The sequence below is a fragment of the Colwellia sp. PAMC 20917 genome, assembly GCF_001767295.1.
Lineage (GTDB): Bacteria > Pseudomonadota > Gammaproteobacteria > Enterobacterales > Alteromonadaceae > Colwellia_A.
In genome coordinates, this window is sequence record NZ_CP014944.1 from 747,286 (window position 1) to 764,850 (window position 17,565).

General features: G+C 39.7%; 16 protein-coding genes. 5 read left to right on the plus strand and 11 right to left on the minus strand.

The features are described 5' to 3' along the window. Positions 1 to 60: 60 nt before the first annotated feature. Entirely contained in the window at positions 61 to 195 is a 135-nt protein-coding gene (locus tag A3Q34_RS21035) for a hypothetical protein (RefSeq protein ID WP_269447177.1), read from the minus strand. 180 nt (positions 196 to 375) lie between these two features. After that, a complete protein-coding gene (gene cysB / locus A3Q34_RS03195) occupies positions 376 to 1,350 on the minus strand; it encodes an HTH-type transcriptional regulator CysB (RefSeq protein WP_070374031.1) in 975 nt (324 codons plus the stop codon). A gap of 326 nt (positions 1,351 to 1,676) precedes the next feature. Here cysB and A3Q34_RS03200 point away from each other — a divergent pair, with 326 nt between their 5' ends. From A3Q34_RS03200 to A3Q34_RS03215, 4 genes are all read left to right on the plus strand, one after another. Then, entirely contained in the window at positions 1,677 to 2,444 is a 768-nt protein-coding gene (locus tag A3Q34_RS03200; protein WP_070374032.1) for a hypothetical protein, read from the plus strand. 74 nt (positions 2,445 to 2,518) lie between these two features. Further along, positions 2,519 to 2,902, plus strand: coding sequence for a ribosome recycling factor family protein (locus A3Q34_RS03205; protein WP_070374033.1), 384 nt, complete (start codon positions 2,519 to 2,521; stop codon positions 2,900 to 2,902). A gap of 78 nt (positions 2,903 to 2,980) precedes the next feature. Next, positions 2,981 to 3,514 (plus strand): YaeQ family protein, encoded by a 534-nt coding sequence (locus tag A3Q34_RS03210; RefSeq protein WP_070374034.1) that lies wholly within the window; start codon positions 2,981 to 2,983, stop codon positions 3,512 to 3,514. A gap of 32 nt (positions 3,515 to 3,546) precedes the next feature. Beyond that, complete coding sequence (locus tag A3Q34_RS03215) at positions 3,547 to 4,905, plus strand: M28 family peptidase (RefSeq protein ID WP_070374035.1); 1,359 nt, start codon at positions 3,547 to 3,549, stop codon at positions 4,903 to 4,905. Between the two features lie 207 nt (positions 4,906 to 5,112). Here A3Q34_RS03215 and A3Q34_RS03220 read toward each other — a convergent pair whose 3' ends face one another. Both A3Q34_RS03220 and A3Q34_RS03225 read right to left on the minus strand, forming a co-directional pair. Continuing rightward, complete coding sequence (locus A3Q34_RS03220) at positions 5,113 to 5,562, minus strand: GNAT family N-acetyltransferase (RefSeq protein ID WP_070374036.1); 450 nt, start codon at positions 5,560 to 5,562, stop codon at positions 5,113 to 5,115. Further along, the gene (locus tag A3Q34_RS03225; protein WP_070374037.1) at positions 5,552 to 6,448 is read right to left on the minus strand and encodes a DMT family transporter; all 897 of its coding nucleotides are present in this window, start codon (positions 6,446 to 6,448) and stop codon (positions 5,552 to 5,554) included. Before A3Q34_RS03225 ends, A3Q34_RS03220 begins: the two co-directional genes overlap by 11 nt. Positions 6,449 to 6,651: 203 nt before the next feature. Here A3Q34_RS03225 and A3Q34_RS03230 point away from each other — a divergent pair, with 203 nt between their 5' ends. Next, on the plus strand, positions 6,652 to 7,104 hold the full coding sequence (locus A3Q34_RS03230; RefSeq protein WP_070374038.1) for a methyltransferase family protein: 453 nt from the start codon (positions 6,652 to 6,654) through the stop codon (positions 7,102 to 7,104). Positions 7,105 to 7,215: 111 nt separating this feature from the next. Here the strand turns inward: A3Q34_RS03230 and A3Q34_RS03235 are convergent, their stop codons facing one another. From A3Q34_RS03235 to lpxB, 7 genes are all read right to left on the minus strand, one after another. Continuing rightward, complete coding sequence (locus tag A3Q34_RS03235; protein WP_070374039.1) at positions 7,216 to 7,785, minus strand: PhnA domain-containing protein; 570 nt, start codon at positions 7,783 to 7,785, stop codon at positions 7,216 to 7,218. A gap of 319 nt (positions 7,786 to 8,104) precedes the next feature. Beyond that, positions 8,105 to 9,343: a serine/threonine transporter SstT gene (gene sstT / locus A3Q34_RS03240; RefSeq protein WP_070374040.1), complete on the minus strand. Its 1,239-nt coding sequence runs from the start codon at positions 9,341 to 9,343 to the stop codon at positions 8,105 to 8,107. Positions 9,344 to 9,451: 108 nt separating this feature from the next. Next, a complete protein-coding gene (gene tilS, locus A3Q34_RS03245) occupies positions 9,452 to 10,822 on the minus strand; it encodes a tRNA lysidine(34) synthetase TilS (protein ID WP_070374041.1) in 1,371 nt (456 codons plus the stop codon). A 133-nt stretch (positions 10,823 to 10,955) separates the two neighbouring features. After that, positions 10,956 to 11,912 (minus strand): acetyl-CoA carboxylase carboxyl transferase subunit alpha, encoded by a 957-nt coding sequence (gene accA, locus A3Q34_RS03250; protein ID WP_070374042.1) that lies wholly within the window; start codon positions 11,910 to 11,912, stop codon positions 10,956 to 10,958. 171 nt (positions 11,913 to 12,083) lie between these two features. Continuing rightward, entirely contained in the window at positions 12,084 to 15,641 is a 3,558-nt protein-coding gene (gene dnaE / locus A3Q34_RS03255; protein WP_070374043.1) for a DNA polymerase III subunit alpha, read from the minus strand. Beyond that, positions 15,641 to 16,366: a ribonuclease HII gene (gene rnhB / locus A3Q34_RS03260; RefSeq protein ID WP_070374044.1), complete on the minus strand. Its 726-nt coding sequence runs from the start codon at positions 16,364 to 16,366 to the stop codon at positions 15,641 to 15,643. The genes dnaE and rnhB overlap by 1 nt, the downstream gene beginning before the upstream one ends. Beyond that, positions 16,363 to 17,565 (minus strand): lipid-A-disaccharide synthase, encoded by a 1,203-nt coding sequence (gene lpxB, locus A3Q34_RS03265; protein ID WP_083277880.1) that lies wholly within the window; start codon positions 17,563 to 17,565, stop codon positions 16,363 to 16,365. Before lpxB ends, rnhB begins: the two co-directional genes overlap by 4 nt.

Below are 17,565 nucleotides of genomic sequence, written 5' to 3' on the forward strand. Positions count from 1 at the left end.
CCTTGCCATCGTCGTGCAGCGAAGCACTAATGTTTTGAAATACAGGATGTCTGAGAAAGGTCATCCTGAACATTCATCGTTCCTTGCCATCGTTTCTATACCTGCCACCACGACATACCCTTCGTCCTGAACATTCGTCGCTCCTTGCCATCCATTCCATAATTGCAACCACGACATATCCTTCGTCCTGAACATTCGTCGTTCCTTGCCATACTTTACATAATTGGCATCACGACATACCTTTCATCCTGAACATTCGTCACTCCTTGCCATACTTTACATAATTGGCATCACGACATACCGTTCATCCTGAACATAAAAAAGCGACTGATATCAGTCGCTTTTTTGTGGTTATTGATTTATATCTCAGTTGCTTTAACGAACAGGCAATTTAATATTCGCAAACATCTCATCTATTTCAGCATTGTTTTTCAATAAAACGGCTTTAGTGACTAAATCACGATTTAAATGAGGGGCAAAACGCTCAATAAAATCAAACATGTAACCACGTAAGAAAGTACCGCGTCTAAAACCAATTTTAGTAGTACTTGAATTAAATAAATGACTGGCATCGATAGTCACTAAATCACTATCTATTCTAGGGTCGATAGCCATAGTAGCAATCACACCAACGCCAACACCTAAACGCACATATGTTTTAATTACATCAGCATCGGTGGCAGTAAAGGCAATTTTAGGCTCTACTCCAACACTATTAAAAGCCGTATCAAGCTCTGAACGTCCAGTAAAACCAAACACATAAGTCACTAATGAATACTTGGCTAAGTCTTCAATAGTAATGCCTTGTTTTTTAGCTAAGGGATGATCGGGTCGCACTATTATACTGCGATTCCAGTGATAGCAAGGTAACATCACTAAATCGTTATATAAGTGTAATGATTCCGTCGCAATAGCAAAATCAGCGTCACCTTTGCCTGCGGCATCACTTATTTGCGCTGGCGTTCCCTGAGACATTTGTAAAGAAACTTTTGAATACTTTTTCATAAAGCCTTTGATCACTTCAGGCAATGCATATCGCGCTTGAGTATGCGTGGTTGATATACGTAATTTACCTTCATCGGGTTGAGTATGCTCACGCGCAACCGCTTTAATCGCTTCAACTTTAGAAAGAATTTCGGTGGCAATATTAATAACTTCATTGCCAGGGGCAGTAACATGCGTTAAATGTTTGCCACTGCGGCCGAATATTTGAATACCGAGTTCATCTTCTAGCATGCGAACTTGCTTGCTTATACCCGGTTGAGAGGTGAATAAACTTTCTGCTGTTGCAGAGACATTTAAATTATTGTTGAGTACTTCAACAATATAGCGCAGTTGTTGCAGTTTCATAATTATTCTTCAAAATTTTTGATGCTGATTGCTTATGCAAAAAATATATACTTAAATGGAGACTTATTCCATATTAATTTTCATTATTCTGCTTATATGCGCGATTTAATTTAATAATGTAGGATAATTACTACAAAACCCACATAACCAAGTTGAAAACGGCTTTTTCAGGATGAAATGTGGTTTTTTATTCAAAATAAAAAATTATATAAATAGCCTTGATTAGTATCAGAGATAAAAGGTTAATATAAGGCTATGCTAATGTGTCCATTTTTTGTAGACTGGATAAAAGGTATTTCTATTTTAACAGACGAGTAGTTAACATTATGGGCATTATCATTGCTTTAATTATCGCATTAATCATTATAGTTGTGGGTGTTGGCGCAATTCAACAGCACAAAGAAAAACAAGAAAAAGACAAACGCACAAAAGCGGCTAAGCAAAAAGCAATTATAGATGAAAGTGAAGACCTTATTCTACATCTTGCTAACCTGCCCAGTAATCCTAGTATCGTCAACATTCTTAATCGACGCAGTTTAACTGCAGCAAAAGCGATGAGATCAATTTTACCTGATTCAAAACAAATTAAAGGTAAAGTGAATGAAATTGAGGCAAGGTTAAAGGCGTCTCAAGAACTCGCAGCTTCAAATTCAGGACAAGAGGAGCAATTCATTCTCCCTGATAATGAACAACAACTCGTCAGTATTTTGCAATGTATTAAAAAATTACGAGCGACACTTAAGTCAGAGCAAGTAAAAGGAGCATTAGACGCACAAACATTTACCCACGAAGATAAAAAGCTCGATGCTATGCAACTACAGATTGGTGTTGAAAGTCTGCTAAAACGTGGCAACATGGCTTACCAAAAAGAAATGTTGGGTTCAGCGCGCCAATATTTTGAGAAAGCTTTGCAAACATTGTCCGCTCATCCTTCGCAAACAGAATATACCGTCAGTAAAAAAGCTGAGGTTGAGATCCAACTTGAAGAAATAACCGATGCACTTAAAAGCACTAATGCTAAAGATGCGGCGAAAAAAGCCAAAGATCAAGAAGATGATTTAGACTTATTATTTCAACCGAAGAAAAAATGGTAATCAAGTATTATTAGTAAAACTGAAACCAGCATTTTGCTGGTTTTTTTATTCTCTGTTAACGTTACTCGCTCCTTATGAAAACATCGCCGAATCATATACCTGTCATTAACCTGCCCTCATTGCTTAGAAAAGTAATAAAAGCTTATGCGTTAAAAGCAGGAATAAGAGCTAGTGGCTGTGAACTTTATAGAATTGGCCGTTCACGCAATTGGCAGCTCAAAGCTAGCTTTGAACAACTAGAACACGTTGTCGCTTTTATACAAGACTCAGAAGAGCCGAGTTGGCAGTGGCTAGTTAATTACTTAATGAGTCAAAGGCAAGCACTTAGTCACGATGAACTTATGCGTATTGCTAAATTAAAGTCAGACATTACTGTTAACCAATTAATGGCTCGCACTGATTGCACGATTGCTGAAGCCAGAAAAGTCATTGATGAATTAGAGTGGCTGATCGAATAAAAGCACTTACCTGCTGTATTCCTTGATGTTATACGAGTATTATAAGCTTAATTAGCATTTCTTACTTTACGGATAATCATGGCACTAAAAGCAACAATAAATAAAGCCAGTATACAACTGTCAGATATGGACAGAAATTACTACGACACCCTCAATTTAACCATCGCCCAACATCCTTCAGAAACAGATATTCGTATGATGGTGCGCTTGTTAGCTTTTATTTTAAATGCAAATGAACATTTGCAATTTGGTAAGGGTGTGAGTGACGAAGAAGAAGCGGCTCTTTGGCAAATTAATTACTCTGAAGTAATAGAGTTATGGATAGAGCTTGGGCAACTGGATGAAAAACGTCTCAAAAAAGCCTGTAATCGTGCCCAAAAAGTGATTCTTTATGCCTATGGCAGCAGTGCTGAAACTTGGTGGAAACAGTCACAAAACAAATTACGTCTACTCAATAAACTTTCCATTGAGCTCATTAGCCAAGAAACTTGTGATGCATTAGCAAAACTTGCTGGACGCTCTATGGACTTTCAGTGCAGCATCCAAGATGGCCAATTATGGTTAACGGCGGGTGATGAAACACTGTTAATTGAAACAACAAAATTACAATAATTAATACCAACATGGATAGGGAAATAATAAGCATGAAAAGTCACCTTAGTAAAAGCCGCTTAACTTTAGCTCTTTTTGCTGGCATTACACTCCTTTCTGCATGCAGTGAGCCTGAACCACCTAAAGCCAAAATTGCTGAAATGTCATCGGAACAAGTTATTAAAGATATTACTTATCTCGCAAGTGACGATTTAAAAGGCCGAGCCAGCTTCTCTGTTGGTATTGACCAAGCGGGTGATTATATTAGCCAAAGGTTTACCCAAATTGGACTAAGCCCACTCGAAGGCAATAAAGATTTCAAACAAACATTTAATGTAACCAGCATTATGCCAACAGCATTAACGGTGACCTTAAATGGTCAGACTATTGCTGACGCTAATTTAGGTATGGCAAGTACTATGGCAACGCTTTCATGGCAGAGCCTTGAAAATGTTACCACCCATATTATTGCTGAAGCGGATGATATGCGCGCGGCTCTTAGTAAAATGAATAATGACGGTGGCCAACACCTGGTTATTATCCATAGTGCTCACGCTAAAACTTTTGCTGGTTATCGAGGTTACTTTCAACGAGGCTTAACGAAGCTTAACCTTGATCACCAAGGGGCTATTGTTATGGTTTTAGCCGATGATAATGAAGTTAGCACGGTAAACGTTAACGCGAGTACTTCGATAACTGAAAAAACCTTAACCAATATTGTTGCGATACTTCCGGGCAAAGATAAAGATCCAGCGACAGCAAAAGAAGTGGTTTTATATTCATCACACTATGATCATTTAGGTGTAACGGCTGATGGTAAAGAGGTTTTTAATGGTGCTGATGACGATGCATCGGGCACCTCTGCTGTTATTAATCTGGCACAACACTATGCCCATCAAGGTAAGAACGCAAGAACCTTAATGTTTAGTGCTTTTACCGCCGAAGAAATTGGTGGCTTTGGCTCTAAATATTTTTCACAGCAATTAGATCCTAACAACGTTGTGGCAATGATAAACATTGAGATGATAGGTAAACCTTCAAAGTTTGGCGCTGGTTCGGTTTGGATGACAGGAATGGAGCGTTCAAATTTAGGTGAATTACTTAACGTAAGCTTAGCGGCTAAAAACAGTGAAATTTACCAAGACCCTTACCCAGAGCAGGGGTTATTTTATCGTTCAGACAATGCAACACTTGCGCGTTTAGGTGTTCCAGCTCACAGTTTTAGTAGTACTCAACTCGATAAAGACCAGCATTATCATAAAACGTCTGATGATATTAGCAGCCTAGACTTAGTGTCGATGTATCAGGTTATTGAGTCGTTATCAGTCGCTACGCAAGGACTAGTTGATGGCAGTATTACCCCAACACGTATTGATGTAAATACTGTTCGAGCGAATGGTAAAATCTACTAAGTTTGACCGTTCATCCTGAATATCTTGACTCTTTGCCATCCATGGCATCGTGACATACCGTTCATCCTGAACATCGTCACTCCTTGCCATCCATGGCATCGTGACATACCGTTCATCCTGAACATCGTCACTCCTTGCCATCCATGGCATCGTGACATACCGTTCATCCTGAACATAAGGTCAGTGATTTTAATTACTGGCCTTATTTTATTGTAACCAGCGCATTTGATACTCAACTTCATTCTGCCCAGTGACAACAAAACCATGGCGTAAATATAAAGAAATAACCGGATTTGCTAACAAAACATTTAATGTTATTGGCAGCTTTAACTCTTTTGCTTTTCTTTTAATTAAGGCTAAAACCTTACCACCGATTCCTTTTCCTTGATGTATTGGTATGATTTGCAGCTGCCTGATGTGTAATTTATTCGCTAATACGGCTATTTTTATTAAGCCTATCGGCTCATTGTTCATCAAAATAATAGTTGAATCTGCAAAAAATTCATTCACTCGTGCAAGATGTTGCTGATCAGATAAATCCAAACCTGCGGCAATAAGATGTTCGCCCATTGAGGCTTTTCTTAATTGTAATAAATAGCCTATATCACTCTGCTGGGCTTGTCGAAATCCTATGGTTACTTTTTCATCAGTGAGCATATTTATTACGATGGTGTTTAATCACTAAATCGCCCCATTGATAAATAGCTAAACCAGCAATGATAGCTAATGCGCCAACGATTAAATTAATATTAATTGTTTCATTATTTAATAGTAACCCCAGTGAAATGGCAATCACTGGGGTGATCATAGTGATCAATGCCACCGTACTCGCTTTTAGGCGTTGTAATATATAGAAATAAGCAATAAAGCCCACTAAAGAGCCAATAACACCAAGATAAACGACACTTAATATTGATTTGTTACTCCATGTTTGATGCGCAATATTGCCATCGAAAATAAGCCAAACTAAGATAAATAAAGGCAGACTTAATAATAGTGAACCCAGGGTTGTTGCCATAGGGTTTATAGCAACGTCAACACTTTTTACCAATACACCACTTAAACTAAAAAATGAAACAGCAATCAATACCGCGATAATGCCAATATATCCATCATCTTTAAGTGATATTTTATCAAAACATACCGTAGCTAAGCCGCAAATAGCGATCGCCAAGGCTATTTTTTTTGCTGGTGATAATGCAGACTCAGCCAAAATGCGCTGACTTAGTACCCCAGATAAAATAGGTGCCAAGCCGAACATTAACGACATCAGCCCAGAAGAAATATAGCCAGCGGCTAAATACGCAAATAACATCCCGCCAAAAATACCTATCGCTGAAAAACTATAAAGTTTAAGCGCACTTTTATGCCAAGGAAGCTCAATACGAAAAGCCTTCAGTATTAACCAGCCAAGCACAACCGCAATCAGCATCCGCAACAAAACCGCTAAGGTTGGATGAATAGTTTCACTGCTCCACACTATCGCTAGTGGTGTTGTTGACCAGATAAGAATAACGGCAAAATAAGCGATGGGGACTGACATTTCATAAATCCTTTATCGGTACTACATTGAAAATTTAACCAGAAGAAAACCAAAGAAACATAACGAGTATACAAATGAACAATGGCGATATTATCTGACTACGTCAATAACACCTAAAAATAAACTTATCGATTTAGTGTGCTTAATAGCCACTAATATCTGCTAAAATAATAGCCAATAAACTTTTAAGCTTAAGGTAAATCATGGAGTTAAAAATAATACCCCTCGTGCAGATGTTAATTGCTGTGTTATTAATGATGATTTTTTATAAAATATCACCCGATCTCACCTTGAGCTGGCCGGCTCATGTGCCGGTTGCCCTCGCGCTGTTATTTATCGCGATAGTCGTCGGCTTTTGTGCAATAGTTAGTTTTAAAAAGCACAAAACAACTGTTAACCCCACTAAACCAGAAACAAGCTCAACCGTGGTAAGTTCTGGTATCTATTCATTTTCAAGAAACCCAATGTATTTAGCCATGCTGATTTCACTGATCTCGCTCGCTTATTACTTGCAACATTTAGCATCTTTACCTATTACTTTAATATTTATTGGCTACATGACACGTTTTCAAATAATTCCCGAAGAAAAAATGTTAACAAAAACATTTGGTCAACAATACCGTGATTATCAGCTAAAAGTAAGACGTTGGTTATAAACGATATGAGTCAGACAGTAAAACCGCAATGTTGCGGCTTTACTGACTTACTTTGATGCTTTTCTTGACGCTACATAGCTTATAAAGGCGATTATAAACAGCACGTTTTGCTTAAGCTTTTTTCAGATACGCCGAGACTAAAACAATACGCGTACCGTTAACTTTTCCTTCAATATGCTCAGGATTATCCGTTAAGGTAATGCCACGCACCATAGTGCCCTGCTTAGCCGTAAAGTTAGCGCCTTTAACTTTTAAATCTTTAATCAAGGTAACATCGTCGCCGTCTTGTAAATCAGTGCCATTACTGTCTCTTGTTGGCCCCTCTCGCTCAGCAGCGGCAATGCCTTGCTCAGCCCAAGTTTTAACATCATCTTCCATGTAAATCATTTCTAAAGCGTCTTGTGCCCAACTCTCTGCTGACAGTTTATGCAGCAAGCGATACGACATAACTTGCACAGCAGGCTCTTGATTCCACATACTGTCGTTCAAACAACGCCAGTGACTTACATCCATTGCAGTGTCACCATTAATTTGTGCTGTGCATGTAGCACATAGATATACACACTGCTGAGCACTTAAGTCGCTGGTGGGTGGCACAGGAAACACCGCTAATTGTTCAGTTGACGTACATAATTCACAGCTAGCATTACTGCGTGCTTTTAAGGCATTTTCGGTAGGCATAATATTAATTCACTAATTTTTGAAGAGGGTTTTTCGCTATTATGCCCCTAATTCAGTGATTTAAAAAGTGCTGATTAACAACGGGGAATAATTGACCTGAGCCATTATTTAAAGGCTACGCTTTACTCTGGCTAAAACGTGACCGTATAGCTTAGTAGCTGAATACTAAAGTGGCGGTATAGCTCTGTTACTGAATACTAAAGTGAAAGTATAGCTTTGTTGCTGGACAATAAAGTGGCAAAAAAGCTATCACCCTGAATTAGCGTCAGGGTCTAAAATCAACCACCTCTCTATATGAGGTGGTTAACGAGGGCTTCATTTATTCTAGATTTTTAGTGATGTGATGCGAAGCCGCTGCGGTGAAAATAACATCGGTAGAGCTATTTAAGGCTGTTTCGGCAGAGTCTTGGATAACACCAATAATAAAGCCTATCGCGACTACTTGCATAGCAATGTCACTGTCTATACCAAACAAACCACAGGCTAATGGAATAAGTAACAATGAACCACCTGCAACACCAGAGGCTCCACAAGCTGATACTGAGGCGATGACACTCAATAAAATAGCGGTTGCAAAATCAACTTCAATATTTAAAGTATTGGCCGCAGCAAGCGTTAATACCGTAATGGTGATCGCCGCACCAGCCATATTAATGGTGGCGCCTAAAGGAATAGAAACCGAATAGGTATCTTCATGTAAATCAAGTTTTTCACACAGTTCCATGTTAACCGGAATATTTGCTGCAGAGCTACGCGTAAAGAAAGCGGTAATACCCGATTCTTTTAAGCAAGTAAAGACTAGCGGATAAGGGTTTTTACGCGTAATAAAATAAACGATCATCGGGTTAACCACTAAAGCAATAATAACCATAGAACCTAAAAGTAACAGTACTAAGTGTCTAAACTCACTTAAGGTATCAAAGCCTGTGGTCGCAACCGTATTAGCGACTAAGCCCATAATACCTAAGGGTGCAAAACGAATAACCAATTTAACGACACTTGAAATTGCTTCGGCTAAATCATGAACCATAACCTTCGTTGATTCACTGCCTTTCTTTAACGCAAAACCTAAGCCTAAGCCCCACGCTAAAATGCCAATAAAGTTTCCAGTAACAACCGCATTGAACGGATTATCCACAATTTTAAACGCTAAGGTTGATAAGACTTCACCTAGTCCTTGTGGCGGATTAGCACTTGCGCCAACAATATCTAATGTTAATTGCACCGGGAACGCAAAGCTTAGTGCTACAGCAACCAGCGCAGCACTTATTGTGCCGAGTAAATAAAGCCCAACAATCGGTTTTAAGTTAGCATCGCTATTTTGTTTTTGGTTAGCAATAGATGAAGCGACTAAAACGAATACCAAAATAGGGGCAACCGCTTTTAGTGCACTTACAAATAAACTGCCGAGTATTGAAAATGACTGTGCAACTTCAGGTAAAACAAGCGCTAAAACAATACCAACAACAAGTGCAATAATGATTTGATTGACGATGTTAATAGCTTTTAGCTTACCCAAAAGTGATATTTTTTCTACAGAGGTATTTTGTGTTGTCATAGTTTGTCTTATTTTAGTTATTGTTTTTGTTATTAAGATAACGTATCGATGAAAGATTTTTACCACTTATGCACCGACACTGTCTAGTTTATTCGTTACACGGTACCTTTAAAGAGGCAGTTGACCATGCCATGATAGCGTAAATGCTGAGTCACTGTTCTCGGCGAGATAGGACTGACAAACAAACTGTCCGACTACTGCAACCAATTCATTATCATAAAAGATAAAAGGTAACCTTTTTCTCTGCCATGTTGGTATAGCAAGCTCTTGTAAGACTTTCTTTAATGGTCTTGAATGCTGTCGATATTGTGGCAAACACCTTGGGTTTTCGTGAGAAAAACAAATCGTCACTTTTTGTTGCTCTGCCGGTTTTTTTATCACTGACTGCCAAACACTATTTTCTTGTACTTGTGCTGATACATTAGAAAAACTTAACCAGCCTAATTGATCGGGAAGATAAACATCTAACGGTTTATCATCCGCTAACAGCCCTAATGCCACGTTTTGTTGCCACAACGACAGGTCCTGATAGATACCCGTTAGGTGTAACTCACCTTTATAACGTCTAATGCAACACTCAGCTAATTGCACAACTGGCGACTTATCCGCTTGTGCATTTAGCTGCTGGCATATTTGCATTAATTGCTTTTGGCTTGGCATTAAGAATCCATGGCAAGATAAAAAATAGCGCAATAGATTTTTAAGACGTGCTTCGCTGAGCTTATTTACATCAACAACACTAAGCTTATTAGCTGAGGACTGACAAGCAATTAAATCTTGCTGCGCTAATTCATCCAGTAATTGTTGTGCTTCAAAGCAATGTTCAGCACTGCGTGCAATCGTCTTATTGATGCTTGGCCAACGTTGATTTAACTTAGGTAAAACTTGATGGCGGAGAAAGTTTCTGTCAAAACGCTCATCCGTATTCGATTCATCTTCTATCCAAGCTAAGCGATACTCTTTCGCATAGGCTTCAATATCGGTTCGTGAAATAGTTAACAACGGTCTGACCAGTAATTGCTGCCCCAATATCATCTCACTTTGCATCGCTGAGAGCCCTTTCAAACCTGCGCCTCTTTTTAGGGCGAGTAGAAAAGTTTCAGCCTGATCGTCACTGTGATGACCCGTAACAATTAAATCACCTGCTTTAGCTACTGATTTTAGTGCTTGATAGCGGGCATCGCGCGCAAGCGCTTCTAAGCTTTTTTGGGCAACAGCTTGCACGTTTACTTCAATAATATCTAACGGCAGGCAAAATAGTTGGCATTGTGTTTTAGCAAAGGCTTGCCATTTAACGGCATTAACACTTAAGCCATGATTAACATGACAAACACGAATATCGCTATTAATAGCATGTTGTGCTTTTAAAGCACTAAGGCAATGTAACAGCACTTGAGAGTCGATACCGCCACTGTAGGCAATAAGCAGTGATTTTTGAGGGTGATTGGAAAAAAAATCTATTAAGGTCTGTTTAATCATAGAATACTTGGTTAATTGACACTGAAAACAAAAAAACTGTCGCCTTAACTTAGAGATATAATCAGTAAGCTAAGGCTACAACTTCATCAGCAAAGTATTCAAGACTACTTTGCTCGTGTCGATTTATAACAACTTAACAATAACCGAAAGACATTAATCTGTCATAACGTTTTTCAATTAATTCTTCTTTTGACAAGCCTTCTAGTTCGGCAAGATTTGATTTTAATTCTTGCTTTAAGTTAGCCGCCATAATATCCATATCACGATGCGCGCCACCTAATGGCTCTTCAACGATATTATCGATAAGTTCTAATTCTTTAATACGCGTAGCGGTAATACCCATAGCGGCAGCGGCAGTAGGTGCTTTTTCAGCAGTTTTCCACAAGATTGATGCACAACCTTCAGGAGATATTACCGAGTAAGTAGAATATTTCAGCATGTTGACACGATCACCAACACCAATCGCTAATGCACCACCAGAACCACCTTCACCAATAACCGTACAAACAATCGGCACGGTTAAACGTGACATAACCTTTAAGTTCATCGCTATCGCTTCACTTTGGCCGCGCTCTTCTGCACCTATACCCGGGTAGGCACCTGGCGTGTCAATAAAGGTAATAATCGGCATATTAAAACGTTCAGCCATTTGCATTAAGCGTAAGGCCTTACGGTAACCTTCTGGACGAGGCATACCAAAATTACGTTTAACTTTTTCTGCTGTTGAACGCCCTTTTTGATGACCAATAATCATCACAGGTTTACCGTCTAAACGCGCAGTGCCACCAACAATGGCTCTATCATCTGCATAGTGCCTATCACCAGCAAGCTCATCGAATTCAGTAAAAATGCGTGGTATGTAATCAAGCGTATAAGGACGCTGTGGATGACGTGCCACACGAGCTGTTTGCCACGGATCAAGATTTGCAAAAATCTTTTTGGTTAACTCAGCGTTTTTACCGCGTAATTGAGTAATTTGATCTTCAAGGTCAAGATCTAATTCTTGACCGTTATTGACTAATTGTAGCTCTTCAATTTTGGCATCAAGCTCAGCAATAGGCTGCTCGAAATCTAAAAAATTTAATGACATATGATTATTCTTACCTATGTTCTATGCCGTTTTATAACAACAGCATGATTATTCAAATAGAGTACTTAATAATTTTAACTTGACTATTAAGTTGCTAACAAAGCCGTCATCGACCTTGTTATAAATTTTTTATAATGGTTAACAATAAATAACCCTTTAATGCGCCCTAAATTATTTAAACCTTAAAGTAACGTCGCCATCACCTAACAAGGTTCTTAATTCATGTAATAAAGGGTCTGCAGGCGTAACGCGCCATTGTACGCCTAATTCTAGCATAGCTTTTGCTTCATCTCTTTGATAAAACAACCGAACAGGACACGTACCATCCTTATAAGGTGTTAATACCTCGGTAAATTTATCAATAAAACCTGCGCCTGCCTTGTTTTTATTGACATTGATATCTACTGAAGAGACATAGTTTTCACGAGCATCACCAACCGTCATGATATCTCGAGCGGTCATTGTAATGCCTCCGGAGTATTCATCAAAGCTGACCTGTCCACTACAGACCAAAATAGCGTCACTTACCAGCAATTCAGCAAAATTATCATAGTCATCGGGAAAGAGTCTAATGTCCATGCGAGCACTTTTATCGTCAAGCGTAACTAAGGCCCATCGTCTGCCGCGCTTATTGACCATAACTCTAACACCTAACACTAGACCAACCGCAACTGTGGTTTTGTCTTTACTGGTCGGTTGCAGACTGACTAAGCGTCCAGTCGCATAATGCTTTATTTCACTTAAGAAACGATTAATGGGATGACCCGTTAAATATAAACCTAACGTTTCTTTCTCTGCATTAAGCCAAACTTCTTCAGCCCACATCGGCACATCTTTAAAGGCTTGTCGCGGCTCTGCTGACGCTTCATTAATTAAGCCAAATAAATCATTCTGTCCAACTGCCTGTGCTTTTGCATATTGGTCTGCAGCCTTTATTGCTTCAGGTAATGTTTCAAATAAAACAGCACGATGTGGTACTTCTTTACCGTTGATAATTTTTTTAGGCCCTAAACTGTCCATGGCCCCCGCTTTAACTAATTTTTCTAAAACACGTTTATTAATTTTTTTCAGATCGAGTCGCGCGCAAAAATCAAAAAGATCGGTAAATTCACCGCCAGCTTCGCGTGCGGCAATAATGGCATCAATAGGACCTTCACCCACGCCTTTTACTGCGCCAATACCGTAGACAATTTGATCTTGCTCGTTAACGGTAAATTTATATTGACCGGCATTAACATCAGGAGGCAGTAAATCTATCCCCATATTGCCACATTCATCAACTAGGGTAACAATTTTATCGGTGTTATCTATGTCGGCTGACATTACCGCTGCCATAAATGGCGCAGGGTAATGTGTTTTCATCCATAAGGTTTGATAAGAAACCAAGGCGTAAGCCGCTGAGTGCGATTTATTGAAACCATAACCCGCAAATTTCTCTACCAGATCGAAGATCTTCATCGCAAGTTCGCCGTCAACACCTCGGTTGATCGCGCCTTGCTCAAAGCCATCACGCTGTTTGGCCATTTCTTCAGGTTTTTTCTTACCCATAGCGCGGCGTAGCATATCCGCGCCACCTAACGAGTAACCCGCCAATACTTGCGCAATTTGCATAACCTGTTCTTGATATAAAATAATACCGTAAGTCGGTTCAAGAATAGGCTTTAAGTCAATATGTTGCCAAGTAGCATCCGGATAGCTTACTTCTTCACGACCATGCTTACGTTCAATAAAGTTATCAACCATGCCAGACTGCAATGGCCCAGGTCTAAAGAGCGCAACCAAGGCGATAATATCTTCAAAGCAATCAGGTTTTAATTTGGCAATAAGTGATTTCATACCACTAGACTCGAGCTGAAACACTGCCGTTGTCTCAGATCTTAATAACACTTTAAAACTGGCTGGGTCTTCTAAATTAATGCGGGTAATATCAATAGGCGCTTTGCCTTGTTTTAACAATTTTGCATCAGCCATTTCGATGGCCCACTGCAAAATCGTTAACGTGCGAAGTCCCAAGAAATCAAATTTAACTAAACCGGCATCTTCAACATCATTTTTATCGAACTGAGTTACCGGGTTTTTACCCTCTTCGTCACAGTAAAGTGGCGCAAAGTCGGTAATGGTGGTTGGTGATATCACCACACCACCGGCATGTTTACCGGCATTTCGTGTTGTGCCTTCTAAAATACGGCACATATCAATTAAATCTTTGACTTCACTGTCTTGTGCGTAAGCTTCTGGCAACTTAGGCTCTTCTTCAAAGGCCTTGGCTAGTGTCATGCCTGGTGTTGGCGGTATAAGCTTAGAGATGCGGTCAACAAAACCATAAGGGTGACCGAGTACTCGGCCAACATCTCGAATAACCGCCTTGGCTGCCATGGTGCCAAAGGTAATAATTTGCGACACGGCATCACGGCCATATAGTTCAGCAACGTGATCAATAACTTCATCACGCCTGTCCATACAGAAATCGATATCAAAATCTGGCATAGAGACACGTTCAGGATTCAAAAAACGTTCAAAGAGCAAATCATATTCAAGGGGATCTAAGTCGGTAATTTTTTGGGCATAAGCGACCAACGAGCCGGCGCCAGAACCACGGCCAGGACCCACAGGAATATTATTATCTTTACTCCACTGAATAAATTCCATCACGATTAAAAAATAACCGGGAAAGCCCATATTGTTAACCACTTTAAGTTCAATGGCTAAACGTTCGTCGTAGGGTTTACGCTTTTCAGCAAAATCTGCTGCGTCTTTATCAAATAAGGTCTCTAAGCGGTCTTGTAAACCTTCTTCAGACACTTTAACCAAGTAATCTTCTATCGATAAACCTTCTGTTGGAAAGTCAGGGAGAACATACTCTCCAAGCCTAACCGTAACATTACAGCGTTTGGCGATTTCAACCGTATTCTCAATTGCTTCAGGAATGTCTGAAAATAACTCACACATTTCCTCTTCAGTTCGAAGGTACTGTTCTTTAGAATATTTTTTCGGGCGACGTTTATCGTTGAGGGTAAAACCATCATGTATGGCAACACGTATTTCATGGGCATCAAAGCGCTTAGGAGAAATAAACATCACTTCGTTCGTCGCTACCACAGGGAGTGACGCTTTTTCTGCCAGCTCGACTGCCAAATGGATATAGTTTTCTTCGTTTTCTCTGTTGGTTCTGATCAGTTCAAGATAAAAGCAATCAGGAAAGTAGCTTTGGTAAAAATCGACCATTTTATTGACCAGCTCGAAATTTCCCTTAATCAGCGCTTTACCAATATCACCTTCGCGACCCGCCGACAATAAGATCAAACCCGGAGCATAGTCAATTAACCAATGCTTATCGATAACCGCCTTGCCTTGAACATGACCCCGAAGGTAAGCTTTAGAAATGAGTTCAGTGAGATTTTTGTAGCCGACATTATTTGTGGCTAAAACAACAATGCGGGAAAGTTCATTCTCTAATTCATCACTTTTAACCCAGAGATCGCAACCAATAATAGGTTTTATTCCCGCGCCATGAGCAGCATGATAATATTTAACCAGACCACAGAGGTTTGTTTGGTCGGTTAGCGCGATGGCCGGCATTCCTAAAGCTGAAGCTTTGGCGACAATAGGTTTTACTTTATTTAAACCATCACATAATGAATAGTCACTGTGCACTCGCAAATGAATAAATTTTGGTTGAGCTTTGACTGACACTAGTTCGGGTGCATCAACTAATACTTGCTCTGACATTAACACTTCACCTGAGAGTCTTCTTGTTTAGTTTTTGTCGGTAAAACACCCTGCATAGCAATAACTTGTGCTACTGGCTTAAAGCTTGCTCGATAGCAATCAAGTACACCGTGCTCTACTATTTTTTCTAAATGGGCTTTGGTTGGATAACCTTTATGTTTTGCAAAGCCATACTCGGGATGTAAGTCATCTAAAGCGAGCATTTCATCATCACGAACAACTTTTGCAAGGATTGATGCCGCACTTATTTCACTAACCCGATCATCGCCTTTAACCACAGATTGGCTAGCAATGTTGCCATTCACCTGCATAAAAATAGGGCAACGATTACCATCAACTAAAACATAATCAGGTGTTACTGATAAATCTTGTACTGCTCGCTGCATCGCTAACATAGTGGCATGAAGAATATTTAAGGTATCTATTTCTTCGGGGCTTGCTCGTCCAACAGCCCAAGCAATAGCTTTTTCTTTGATTTCCACCGCAAGTAACTGACGCTTTTTATCTGATAGCTTTTTTGAATCCATCAAACCTTCAATAGGATTTTCGGGATCAAGAATAACCGCAGCGGTAACAACGTCACCCACCAAAGGTCCTCGTCCAACCTCATCGACTCCTGCGATACAGTAAGCTATGGGGTATTCAAAAGGTGGGAAAATCTTTTTAGCTTTTGCCACTTTCTTAAGGGGAGTTAAACTGGTGTCGCTTACCGCTTCATTACTCATTTTGACATTAGATCCATGACAGCTTTCGCCGCTTCTTGACTGGCATTTTGTTTTAAAGCGAGATGAATTTTCATATATTCATCTTCAAGTGATGTTTGGTCTTGATATAAACGTTCTTTAACTAACGGCACAATGTTATCAACGCTGACTTTACCTTGCAGTAATTCAGGCACCAGTGTTTTTTTCGTCAATAAATTAGGTAATGAAAACCATTCTAATTTTACTAGACCTTTAAACATGTGATAAGTAAAAGCATTGAACTTATAGCAAATCACCATGGGGCGTTTAACTAACGCAGCTTCTAGGGTTACCGTACCTGAGGCCATGAGTAAACAATCACTGGCAGCCATCACTTGCTGGGTTTTATTAGTAATAATGGTTACCGCTAAATTTGGCGCTATTTTTTCTTTCAATTGGCTAAATTGTTCGGTTCTCTTATCGCTGATCATCGGCACAACAAAGTGTAATTGTGGGTCTTGTGCTAACAGTTCTACCGCAGAAAGTAAAAAAGGCTCGGTTAATCGAGATAACTCTCCACCACGACTACCGGGCATAAGCGCAAGTATTTTTTTATCAAGCGGTAAGTTGAGGGCTTGTCTCGCTTCACGCTTATCCGAGTGAAATGGAATGTCGTCTGCTAGCGGATGGCCGACAAAAGTACAGGGCACTTCATATTTATCATAAAAATCTTTTTCAAAAGGCAATAACGACAGCACCATATCGGTAGCAGCTTCAATGGTAAAAATACGCTTTTCACGCCAAGCCCATACAGATGGGCTAACGTAATGAACTGTTTTAATACCCGCTTTCTTTAGTTGTCTTTCTAAGCGTAAATTAAAATCGGGTGCATCGATGCCAATAAACACATCGGGTCTATTATTAATAAACTGCGCGACTAAACAGTCTTTGACATGAAATAAGCGTTTGAGGCGCCCCAATACTTCAAAAATGCCCATCACGGAAAGCTCTTCCATTTCAAACAAACTTTCGAAACCCAGAGCTTGCATTTTTGGACCACCAATACCGATAAACTTGGCATTAGGGTAGACAGATATTAGAGAGCTCATGAGACCAGCGCCGAGCGTATCGCCAGAATGCTCGCCAACAACAAGCCCAAACACGGGCGGTTGCTGAGCAGTTGAACTATTTATAATGGGTGATGTTTGGAGAATAGCCTGTTTTTCTACTGTTTTTGTCAT